This window comes from Dankookia rubra, from assembly GCF_004355005.1.
Lineage (GTDB): Bacteria > Pseudomonadota > Alphaproteobacteria > Acetobacterales > Acetobacteraceae > Paracraurococcus > Paracraurococcus ruber_A.
This window is the reverse complement of record NZ_SMSJ01000186.1, coordinates 1-4598: the sequence shown is the minus strand read 5'-3', so window position 1 is coordinate 4598 and position 4598 is coordinate 1. Positions and strand designations below refer to the sequence as shown.

The following is a 4598-nucleotide window of genomic DNA, read 5'->3' as shown; positions in this document are numbered from 1 at the left end:
CGGCGCCGCCAGGCCCGCCGCCTCGGCGCCGGCATCGGCGCCGCCGCCGGCATCGGCCCATTGCACCGCCGGGTCGCTGCCGCCGCGGGCGAGCGGCGGCGCGGCGGGATCGTGCAGCGGCAGCCCCTCCGCCGCGCCGTCCGGCGCATGCCGGCCGAGCAGCATCAGCAGCACCGCGCCATAGATCCCGAGCCCGGTCGCCTCGGTCCAGGTCACCGCGCCGCGGAACTTCTCGTGCAGCCGGGCGCGGGCCCAGGCGGCGTTGCTGGCCATCTCCTCGCGCCGGGTGATGACCCGGGCGGGACGGCCGGGCCGCGGCTGGCGCAGCGGCGGCAGCTCGCCCTCCTCGAGGAAGGCTTCGTCGCGGCGGGAGGCCAGCCGCAGCCGGAGCTTCGGGCGGCCGGACCGAAGATGCACCATGACGAAATCTCCCTCGTTGTCGCGGCGCCGCCCCGGGGCGGGTGTCGGGGCGGGTGCAGACGAGGGATAGTATACGAATCTAAGTATCGGCCACCCGCATCGGCACACGACACCGTGGGTAGAGGCCGAGGAGGCGCCGCTGCGCCTCCTGGGCCACGGCCTTGCGGCGCCGGCGGGCGCTTGCGAGGCTGCCGGCCCAAGCAAGGGAGAGAACGTCATGCGCGTTGCCGACAAATGCGCCCTGGTCACCGGCGCCGCCAGCGGCATGGGCGCCGCCACCGCCAGGCTGCTGGCCCGCGAGGGCGCCAAGGTCGCCGTCGCTGACATGCTGGAGGCCGAGGGCCGCGCCGTCGCCGCCGAGATCGCCGCGGCCGGCGGCACCGCGATGTTCGTGACGCTCGACGTCGTCGAGGAGCCGCAATGGGAGGCCGCGATCGGGGCCGTGCTCGGCGCCTGGGGCAGGCTCGACGTGCTGGTGAACAATGCCGGCATCTCCGGCAGCGCCACCAACGACCTTTATGACACCGGGCTATGGGACCGGATCATGGCGGTGAACGCGCGCGGCTGCTTCCTCGGGGTGAAGCACGCGGTGGCGGCGATGCGCCGCAACGGCGGCGGGTCGATCGTCAACCTTTCCTCGATCTCCGGCGTCGTCGGGCAGGAGCGCATCCACTGCGCCTACAACGCCTCGAAGGCCGCGGTGCGGCTGCTGACCAAGTCTGTCGCGGTGCAGGAAGGCGCGGCGGGGATCCGGGTGAACAGCATCCATCCCGGGCTGATGCCGCCGATGCGCACCAGCGGCGCGACGGCCGACCCGGTGTTTCGCGCGAAGATGCTGGGTCACGTGCCGCTCGGCCGCTCGGGCGAGGCGGAGGAGGTCGCGCGGGCCATTCTCTTCCTCGCTTCCGACGAGAGCTCCTACATGACGGGCTCCGAGATGCACGTGGACGGCGGCTACCTCGCCTGCTGACGCGCCGCGGGCGCCCCTTCAGTCGAAGGCGCGGTCGCCGGCGGGCTGGAGATGCGCGGCGATCGCCCGCAACTCCGGCTCGGCCAGCAGCCGCTGGCCGTGGAAGGCCAGCATCGCCGCCAGCGCCACGGCGGCGAGCACCGGCAGGCCGGCGCGGCGCGGTGCGGCCGGGGCCGGCCCGGCCAGCCGGTCCAGGGCGAGCAGGCCGGCGAGCCCCACCGCGACGCCGACCAGCACGTCGGCCAGGCTGTGCACCCGCAGCTCGACGCGGGTGAAGCCGACCAGCAGCCCGGAGGCCAGGCCGGTCAGCAGGCCGACGGGCAGGCGCGGCACCAGCCGCCCCGCCACCAGCGCGGCCAGCCCGCCATAGGCGATGGTCGCCGAGGCGGCATGGCCGCTCGGGTTGCCGAGGCCGGCCCAGCCCTGCGGGCCGATCGCCACGAAGACCAGCACCTTCAGCACCGCCGTGGCGCCCAGCGTGCCGCCGACCGCGAGGCACCAGGCCAGCGCGTCCCGCCGCCGCCCGAGCATCGCCAGGGCGAGCGCGACCAGCGCGGCCAGGGGGAGGACCAGGCCGAGATCGGCGAAATCGGACAGGAAGAGCATCGGCGGGGCATAGCAAGCGGCAGCCGCGGCCGCGGCTCACAAGGCCGTTCCGCCGGCGCTGGCCTGCCCGCAGAGGAGATCCCGATCAGGTGGACTCACCTGTTCCGGCGAAGATGCTCGCCAGAACAAGCGGCTGGAGCGGTAGCCGTGAGCCGGTGCGAACGGAAGCCGTTCTAGCTGCCCGTCGCCTCGATCACCGCGCCGAAGCGCTGCCACATCCGGCCGTCCCAGCGGATGAGCTGGAGCTGCTGCAGCGGCCGGTAGTCGGTGGGCGAGGTATCGACGCGGATTCCCGGCAGTAGGGTCGGCAGCTCGAGGCCGCGGAGGTTCGCGGCCTCCCGCATGATGCGCTCGCGCGTCATCTCGCCGCCGCATTGCCGGAGGATCTGCAGCAGGGCGAGCCCGACGGTGTAGCCGTAGGTGTAGTAGATGTCGGTGGTGTCGGCCTCGGGCAGCCAGCGCGCCATGAAGCCGCGGTACTGCGCCATGCCGGCATCCCCGGCCCAGGCGGGGTCGTTCGGGTCCTTCAGGTAGGCCGAGGAGACGGTGCCGACGGCGCGCTCGACGCCGGCCGGCACGATGACGCCAGCGACCGAGCTGGCGCCGCTGGCGATGTAGTGCGTCGCCTTCGAGCCGAGCTCGTGCAGCTTGCGGATCGCCATGGCGGCGAACTTCGCGGTGCCGCCGGAGATGATGGCATCCGTCCCCTGCAGCGCGATGAGCTGGCTGTCGACGGTCGGGTCGGTGACCTCGTAGGAGGCCGCGCGGACGCGGGCCTCGTAGGCCGGGCCGAGCACATCCTTCAGCCCGGCGATGTAGTCGCGGCCGAAGTCGTCGTTCTGGTAGAGCAGGGCGAAGCGCGCATCGGCCTTCTCGGCCAGCGCGTGGCGGGCGAAGACCTGGGCCTCGACCCGGGCGCTCGGGGCGAAGCCCATGGTCCAGGGGTGCTCCTTGTGGTCGCCCCACTTGTCGCCGTTCACCGAGAGAAAGAGGTGCGGCACCTTCCGCTGGTTGACGTAGCGCACCACGGCATTGTTCGGCGCGGTGCCCAGCATGTTGAAGAGAAAGGCGACCCGGTCCTGCTCGACCAGCCGCCGCACCTGCTCCAGCGTCTTCGGCGGGGAGAAGCCGTCGTCGTACAGGGTGTAGGTGAGCTTCCGCCCGGCAATGCCGCCCTGCTCGTTCACCATGCGGCAGACGCCCTCCACCGCGCGGCACTGCACGCCGAGCGCCGAGACCGGGCCGGAGAGCGCGGTGGTGCCGCCGAAGCGGATCTCCGTCGGCGTGATCCCGGGCGCGTCCTCGGCCCGGGCGATGCGCGGCGCGGCCAGCGCGGCCGCGGCGGCGATCCATGCGCGTCTCTGCATCCTGTTTCCCCTCCCCCGTCCCGCCTGCTCAGCCCGCGGGATCGACCAGCAGCTTCACCTGCGCGCCCGGCCGGCGCAGTGCCTCGAAGGCCTCGGGCAGCGCCTCAAGCCCGATGGTGCCGGTGACGAAATCCGCGGCGCGGATCTCCCCGGCCCCGAGGTGCCGCAGCACCCGGGCGAAGTCGGCGCGGTCATAGGCGAGGACGAAGCGCAGGCTCAGCTCCTTCCTGATCGCCATGCGCGGGCGCAGCCGGTCCTCCTCCATGCAGACGCCGACCACGGTGATCCGCCCGCGCGGCGGGGCGAGCGCGATCATCTGCTGCAGCATCCCCGGGATGCCGACGCATTCCAGGATGAGGTCGGGCGGCCCGCCGGCGGCGGCGGCGAAGGCGGCGTCGAGCGGCGCCGCGGCCGGGTCGAGCACGGCGGTGGCGCCGAGCCGCGCCGCCCGTTCGCGCCGCTCGGCCCCGGGCTCGCTCACCACCACCGCGCCGGCCCCGGCCAGCCGCGCCATGGCGGCGACCGCGAGGCCGATCGGGCCGGCGCCGGTGACCAGCACCCGCGCGCCGGCCGGCATGTCCGACATCGCCACCGCATGCGCGCCGACCGCGAGCGGCTCGAGCAGCGCGCCGGCCGCGAAGCCGAGGCCATCGGGCAGGCGGAGCGCTTGGCTGGCGCGGATCCGCACCCGCTCGGCGAAGCCGCCCGGCACCTGCGGGGAGAAGCCGAGGCCGGTGACGCGGGGGCAGGTCGCGGCAAGGCCCGCGCGGCACTCGCCCTGCGGCTCGCAGTCCGCGCAGGGAGCGAAGGGGATGGCGGCGAGCCGGTCGCCCGGGTGCCAGTCGGGGTGGCGGGACTCGACCACCGTGCCGGCGAATTCGTGCCCGAGCACGGTGCCCGCGGCGAGGCGGTAGTCCGGCACCTCGGTCGCATGCAGGTCGCTGCCGCAGATGCCGCAGAGCGCGACCCGGACCAGCAGGTCGCCCGGCCCGATCAGCGGCTCGGGCTGGTCGCGGAGCGCGAGCGGGCGGCCGATGCCCTCGAAGACGGCGGCGCGCATGGAGGCTTCCCCGATTTTGGTAGCAGGCTAAGCGTTCCCGCGCGGCCGAGGCAAGCGGGACCATGGCGCTGCCCGACGACCCCGCGCGGCCGCGGGATGGCGGCGCCCCGGGCACCGCGGCGCGCCGGGATGGCACGGGCGGCGTGCGCTGCCGCACCCGTCGCGCCGGCGCCCT

Annotated in this window: 5 protein-coding genes; 1 reads left to right on the top strand and 4 read right to left on the bottom strand. The window is 74.6% G+C overall.

Annotated features, from left to right (window positions below; translation table 11 throughout):
• Positions 1–420: hypothetical protein (locus E2C06_RS35395; RefSeq protein ID WP_133293230.1), on the bottom strand; the 420-nt coding region annotated here is incomplete at its 3' end.
• Between the two features lie 217 nt (positions 421–637).
• Between E2C06_RS35395 and E2C06_RS35390 the strand changes: the two genes are divergently transcribed.
• Positions 638–1390 (top strand): SDR family NAD(P)-dependent oxidoreductase, encoded by a 753-nt coding sequence (locus tag E2C06_RS35390; RefSeq protein WP_133293229.1) that lies wholly within the window; start codon positions 638–640, stop codon positions 1388–1390.
• 18 nt (positions 1391–1408) lie between these two features.
• Here the strand turns inward: E2C06_RS35390 and E2C06_RS35385 are convergent, their stop codons facing one another.
• The 3 genes from E2C06_RS35385 to E2C06_RS35375 all read right to left on the bottom strand — a co-directional run bounded on the left by E2C06_RS35385 (position 1409) and on the right by E2C06_RS35375 (position 4423).
• The gene (locus tag E2C06_RS35385; protein ID WP_133293228.1) at positions 1409–1996 is read right to left on the bottom strand and encodes a phosphatase PAP2 family protein; all 588 of its coding nucleotides are present in this window, start codon (positions 1994–1996) and stop codon (positions 1409–1411) included.
• A 173-nt stretch (positions 1997–2169) separates the two neighbouring features.
• Positions 2170–3363 (bottom strand): ABC transporter substrate-binding protein, encoded by a 1194-nt coding sequence (locus tag E2C06_RS35380; protein ID WP_133293227.1) that lies wholly within the window; start codon positions 3361–3363, stop codon positions 2170–2172.
• A 28-nt stretch (positions 3364–3391) separates the two neighbouring features.
• Positions 3392–4423: a zinc-binding dehydrogenase gene (locus tag E2C06_RS35375; protein WP_133293226.1), complete on the bottom strand. Its 1032-nt coding sequence runs from the start codon at positions 4421–4423 to the stop codon at positions 3392–3394.
• Positions 4424–4598: the final 175 nt, after the last annotated feature.

Bases quoted from the DNA above. Each gene is read 5' to 3' on its own strand.
- E2C06_RS35390 (WP_133293229.1), top strand. From the start codon at position 638: ATGCGCGTTGCCGACAAATGCGCCCTGGTCACCGGCGCCGCCAGCGGC.
- E2C06_RS35385 (WP_133293228.1), bottom strand. From the start codon at position 1,996: ATGCTCTTCCTGTCCGATTTCGCCGATCTCGGCCTGGTCCTCCCCCTG.
- E2C06_RS35380 (WP_133293227.1), bottom strand. From the start codon at position 3,363: ATGCAGAGACGCGCATGGATCGCCGCCGCGGCCGCGCTGGCCGCGCCG.
- E2C06_RS35375 (WP_133293226.1), bottom strand. From the start codon at position 4,423: ATGCGCGCCGCCGTCTTCGAGGGCATCGGCCGCCCGCTCGCGCTCCGC.